The organism is Erysipelothrix aquatica (genome assembly GCF_009828775.2).
Classification (GTDB): Bacteria; Bacillota_I; Bacilli_A; order Erysipelotrichales; family Erysipelotrichaceae; genus Erysipelothrix; species Erysipelothrix aquatica.
This window is the reverse complement of sequence record NZ_WTSY02000053.1, coordinates 1-5,379: the sequence shown is the minus strand read 5'-3', so window position 1 is coordinate 5,379 and position 5,379 is coordinate 1. Positions and strand designations below refer to the sequence as shown.

Genomic DNA, 5,379 nt, shown 5'->3' with positions numbered 1-5,379 from the left:
CTAGCACCTTTCTTGGAGTGTAGTAACCTAAGTATATCGTGTTTGTCATCTATGTCTTTTATTATGTTCGAAATTAAGCATTAAAAAGTGTTGATGATTTCTCACCAACACTAGAATATGTAGAACCGCTTTTCATTATATCTGCAATAAATTACTGGCACTAGTATAAAGTTAAAACGCCCAATGTAGCTAAAACCAGCGTTTTTTAATTTTTTCTAGAATAAAACCATATGTTATAATTGTCATCTTAGTACTAAAATTTCTAAAAAGGTTTAGCGTGTGTTCGAATGAGGGCTACCATGATTTGATCGTAATGAAACGCTGTTATGATTACTTAAGCATCAAATGATCTGGGGGTGGGATTATGCATTATTCTAGAAGTATCAACACTGAGAACCTAATTAAGGTAATCGATTTAGTTGAATCGGGATATTTACCGAAGACTGGAAGTAAACGCTGCTTTGTAAAGTACCATAATAAAATCCTTAGAGGCGAAGGCTTCTTTAACATTGAAATTGAGTGGAATATCGTAACCCAAGACTCTTTTACTCTCAATCTTTTTTGGGACAATCAGAGTGCTGATAATGATTTTGAAGTTGCGAAAAAAAGACTAATTTTTAAATCATTTATCTCAGAAAAAACTGTTTTATCGTGGAGTCACGATGTCTTAACGATTAAGAATCGGGGCAGTAATGATTCTGTTTACCATGTATTATTCAATGATGACTCAGATCTTAATGTGAATTATTACGAGTAGTTGAAGGGAGGCAAATCTATGACAGAGTATGAACATACAATTGCTATTCTAATTCTTACCTTAAAGCAAATCAAAGGTATTGGAAGTAAAGCGGTGATCCGTATTTTACAGAGAAACAAAGTTAAAATAGTGGAAGTCAAAGCGGTAGATGTGAAGTTTTTAGAAACACTGGATATGTTGAATTACCTCAGTAAATCAGACATGAACGATAATGATTGGGATCAATTCTTGAAGGTATCTCATCAAGTCGTTAATACTGCAATTTCTAATGGAATTCAATTCATTCATTGCTACATGAAGGACTACCCAGCAAGGTTAATGGTAAATCGTAGTAAACCAGCATTATTATTTTGTAAAGGTAATGTATCGTTACTAAATTCAGAGAAAAATGTAGCGATTGTAGGATCACGTCACCCAGATTCATACAGTTTTAAGTATGGCGTTCGCCTCGCGGAAAGACTTGCTTCGAAGGGCTATGTCATTGTAAGTGGTCTAGCAATCGGATGTGATTCTGCTGCACATCAAGGTGCTCTCAATGTATCGGGAAAAACCATCGCTGTATTACCAACACCTTTGGACGGAGAAATCTATCCAAAAGCAAATCACGTTCTTGCCGAGGAAATACTCGTTAAAGGAGGACTCCTTGTATCTGAGTATCCACCCGGAATTCCTTTGAAGGAGTATGACTTAATTTCTAACTTGAAGGCGCGTAATGAGTGGCAGGTAGGCTTGAGTAATGGTGTCATTGTTGTGGAGGCCAAAAGCAAAAGTGGTACGCGGGGGGCGATGCGGTTTGCGACGGGGAGTGGCACACCTTTGGCGGTAATTGATTATGAGCCTCATTTTGGTGCGGGTTTTCTATCAGAAGATCGTTATAGTGCAAATGTTGAGTATATAAGGAATAACTTAGCGGATTCAATTTTTGAATGGAATGCAGTTGAGGCGTTTATGTCAAAGATGCAAGGTTACTATACCAATTTGGTTAAAGAATCTAGAAATAGTTTAGATGCCGAAACATTTGAAGATATGACCCAATTTCAACAAATAAAATTTGAAAATATGTAACTATTTAGAAGTAATGTTATTATTCAAACGTAATCTCATTGGGATTGACGTATTCAATTGGATATATCGTTACGGACTGATCTAAGGACGAAACAATTGCATGTAAAATGCTGCTATATATTTTATTTGAATTTATAACAGTACATGATAAGTGTGCTCCAAGTTTTGAGTAGTACTGGATGTGGCTTGAAGAGTAGAAGACAAATTGTTGATCAATGTAAATCATTTCTGATTCGAGTGAATATACTTCTCTATCTAAGGTAATTTTTTCGATAAATTGTCCGGAATGTGAATAAATGTGTATTTCGTCTTGATTTGTAGGTGATTGAACGTCAATCCAGCCTTCTTCCTTTTCACGGTATAAGAATGCAACATTTTTTTTGTCGATAAAGCATGCCGGTCTATTCAAATGTTCAAGCATTGTACCAATACGAGTTTCTGCTTCTATGGGAGCATTTGGATACATTTCGACATCAAAGACTTTTAATGAATCGATAGAGCCCCAATCCCAACCACGACTCAAAATGTACTGATTATCAGAAGAAATGCTCAATTGACCCCAAAAATAGTCATATTCATCATTGTTCACATCTAGGGGTAGTTGTTGCATTGCATCAGTTCCCATATTCGCATCGAATAGATTTTCGATTTCCTGCAAATCTATAATATGCATTGAGTTCCAGGCTGTAGTTGTCCCGATATAGCATTTCTGTTTACGGTTGAAAAGGACAATAGGATATTTACAATGCTGCAGCTGATAGTCACCCCTTTGAAAATCATAGATATACTTTTTACGGATGTTTACAACGCGTGCAACGTCACCAAAATCATTTGCAATGACAAATATCTCGTCGTGTACATGGATTGTTGCTGGCTGCGAGCTATCCAAATTTCCACACGTATACTTTCGAAAACCAGGATTGGTCATAACATTTATTCGTGTATGTGTTGTAGTATTATAGAGAAGAATCTGTCCGGATGTTGTAAATAGAATTGCAAGTTCGGGATTTATAAAGTTTAAACAATTGATGGAATCTTCGATTTGAAAGTCTAAGGTTTTTTTCATTTGCGAGCTCCTTAATGCTTTTGCTATAAATATTGTACACGAGTATAAAGAGGCCTGCAAAATATGTTAGAACGAAGGACTCATAGATTGAATATTGAACGGATTCATAAAATTTAATGAAGGCATAGTGCCTCGAAAGTTTATATAGAGCGTGATTAAGACGCAAATAGACATAGAAAGAGGTAGCGAAATGATTGTTATCGAAGTTAAAACAACCGCTAAAGAGAAAGAATTGATCGAAAAATATGCAAGTCGAAATGGCATGACCGTCAGTGCATATATCAAAGAAACTGTAATGGCAAGAATTGAAGATGCATATGACAATGAAATGAGTGATAGTGCGTTTCAAGACTATTTAGAAAAAGGAAAAGAAGCGACATCACTTGAAGATTTGATGGACGAGAATGGGGAGTAGAAGATTTTTTAAGAGAACGTATCTCTGATATCTTTCACACTAATAAATACATATATTGAATAAATTGAAATTTTAATCTGATAAACAAACAGTTACTATTTACCAATTATTATTTATCGATTTTATTTAGAAGAAAATCCAATCTACTGTGTTCAAAACAGACGTTGATTCAATTTTTGAGTGCTATTTATTTCATCTAAAATCTATCATATAAAAACCGCCCCGAAAAGGGCGGTTTTCTTTAAGTGAAGCGCGGTGTACTTAGGCTATTTACCCGTACGAACATCCCGATAATACCATTGAAGTGCACGATGTTCAATTGCTTTGACAAGATCGTCTTTTCCGTCGCCATATGAGTCAATATCATTTGGAAACTGTAATGCCAATTGTGTCTTTAATTCGCCATAAGCATCACGATCATTTTTATGCTTTCGAAGGTAGTCTCTAAAAATCAGATGACGTTCAATATCATAAAGATTAGAGACGTGGAATGCATGAATCTGATGTGTACGATTATCGCCGCCTTTGCGATAGTAGCGTCGTCCAGGCATACCAAATTCGCCCATTACCTCATACCCTAACTTTTCAAAATCTGTTTGCTTCGAGTCCAAAGCATCCAAGTCGGATACAACAAGCAAAATATCAATGATGGGTTTAGCAGCGAGTTGGGGTACGGAAGTACTTCCAATGTGGTAAATTTGAACCAAATTGTCTTCCACAAATTGTTTGATTTTGAAAGACTCCAGTTCATAGTCAACAGGCCATTGTTTATTATATGGTTCAATAATTATATTCATAAAGATCTCCTTATCGGTAGTGTCTCTGAATTAATGGGTAATCGCCTTTCTATCATTAATTCGATTACATCATTATATCTTGTTTTGATAGAATCATGCAATTGATAATAGTGTCATCTAAAACGATGTCATTAGAAAATTGTGTAGTCTCTAACGACATCGTTTGTTTGTGGTATTAGTGAGTGTTTGTTTTAGAAAGGTTTTGCTGCATGAATATCATCATCGTTTCAAACATCTCTTGCGATGGCTTTTTACTGAGGTCAAAGAAGTAATCATGATTCAGATTTTCGTGACTTCCTGTCCAATAGACACTTGTAACTGGGATGTTGTTGTCGCGTAATTTTAGATCGAATTCAAAGGATTGCGCTTCTAAGGGGTCAGCGTCTCCGGCAGTAATAAAGGTAGGCGGATAGTGGGCATCAATATTGTAGACGGTTGATAACTCACGAATACGGTCATATTCTGTATAGTGTTTCTTTCCAGTATAGCTCCACGCAAACATACCAAATCCTGGAAAACCTGCTTTGCCTACGGAATCAAAGTTATAGACTCCGTTTAAAAGTAAGAGTCCCTTGAGTTGTGACGGTTCGATATAGGATGTGACCGGAAAATTGCTTTGTAAATCAGGGCGTGTAGTGATCGCGGCAATCTGACTCGATAATTGTGCGCCTGCTGAGTTTCCACCTATAAAAATATTTGTTGTATCAATGTTGTAGGATTCTGCGTTTTGGTTTAGATAACTAAGTGCTTCAAGAGCTTGATGAACCGGTGTTGGATAAGTATACTCAGGGGCCAGTGAATAGTCTAAAGATGCGACAACATATCCACGTGATGCAATAAGCTTCCCTAATGATTCGAGTTGTGTTGAATCACCTAGAATCCAACCTCCACCATGAATAAAGAAGACAAGTGGCTTCGTTTGATTATTGGGGATATCATAGATTGTTATTTTGGCATCTGGGAAGCCTTCGACAGGAATAGATAGTGGTTCGTGGGATTCGACGTGAGCGATATCATTTTCGTAAGGACCAAGAGTTATGGCATTTTTATTTTGACTGTTAAATGCGCGAAACATCATGTCAAACGGCCAAGGTGTCAATTGATTCACGACGAAAATTGCAAGTATAATTGAGATTATGATTCCCCCAACGATGTATCGAACTTTTGGTTTCTTTTTTTGTTTGTTATCCATGAACTCCATGTTAAATCTCCTTTATGCCAATGACATGATATAAAACGTAAACAAATATCCTTCAGTGCCTTTTGATTACTTCAATAT

Annotated in this window: 6 protein-coding genes; 3 read left to right on the top strand and 3 right to left on the bottom strand. The window is 36.4% G+C overall.

Translation table 11 applies throughout. From position 1 onward, the window contains the following. The first annotated feature begins 364 nt into the window (after window positions 1–364). Together GVV20_RS10065 and GVV20_RS10060 are read left to right on the top strand one after the other, a co-directional pair. Window positions 365–757, top strand: a complete 393-nt coding sequence (locus GVV20_RS10065) for a hypothetical protein (RefSeq protein ID WP_159741151.1) — start codon at window positions 365–367, stop codon at window positions 755–757. 18 nt (window positions 758–775) lie between these two features. Then, window positions 776–1,822 carry a DNA-processing protein DprA gene (locus tag GVV20_RS10060; protein WP_159741150.1) on the top strand — a complete coding sequence of 349 codons (1,047 nt, stop codon included), beginning with the start codon at window positions 776–778 and terminating at the stop codon, window positions 1,820–1,822. A gap of 19 nt (window positions 1,823–1,841) precedes the next feature. On the opposite strand, the gene GVV20_RS10055 is transcribed toward GVV20_RS10060, so the two are convergent. Further along, complete coding sequence (locus GVV20_RS10055) at window positions 1,842–2,888, bottom strand: hypothetical protein (protein ID WP_159741149.1); 1,047 nt, start codon at window positions 2,886–2,888, stop codon at window positions 1,842–1,844. Window positions 2,889–3,078: 190 nt separating this feature from the next. On the opposite strand from GVV20_RS10055, the gene relB reads away from it, so the two are divergent. Next, on the top strand, window positions 3,079–3,303 hold the full coding sequence (gene relB / locus GVV20_RS10050; RefSeq protein ID WP_159741148.1) for a type II toxin-antitoxin system RelB family antitoxin: 225 nt from the start codon (window positions 3,079–3,081) through the stop codon (window positions 3,301–3,303). Window positions 3,304–3,569: 266 nt separating this feature from the next. On the opposite strand, the gene GVV20_RS10045 is transcribed toward relB, so the two are convergent. Continuing rightward, window positions 3,570–4,100, bottom strand: a complete 531-nt coding sequence (locus GVV20_RS10045) for a GrpB family protein (RefSeq protein ID WP_159741147.1) — start codon at window positions 4,098–4,100, stop codon at window positions 3,570–3,572. Between the two features lie 175 nt (window positions 4,101–4,275). Next, window positions 4,276–5,301, bottom strand: a complete 1,026-nt coding sequence (locus GVV20_RS10040; RefSeq protein ID WP_159741146.1) for an alpha/beta hydrolase — start codon at window positions 5,299–5,301, stop codon at window positions 4,276–4,278. Between the last annotated feature and the right edge of the window lie 78 nt (window positions 5,302–5,379).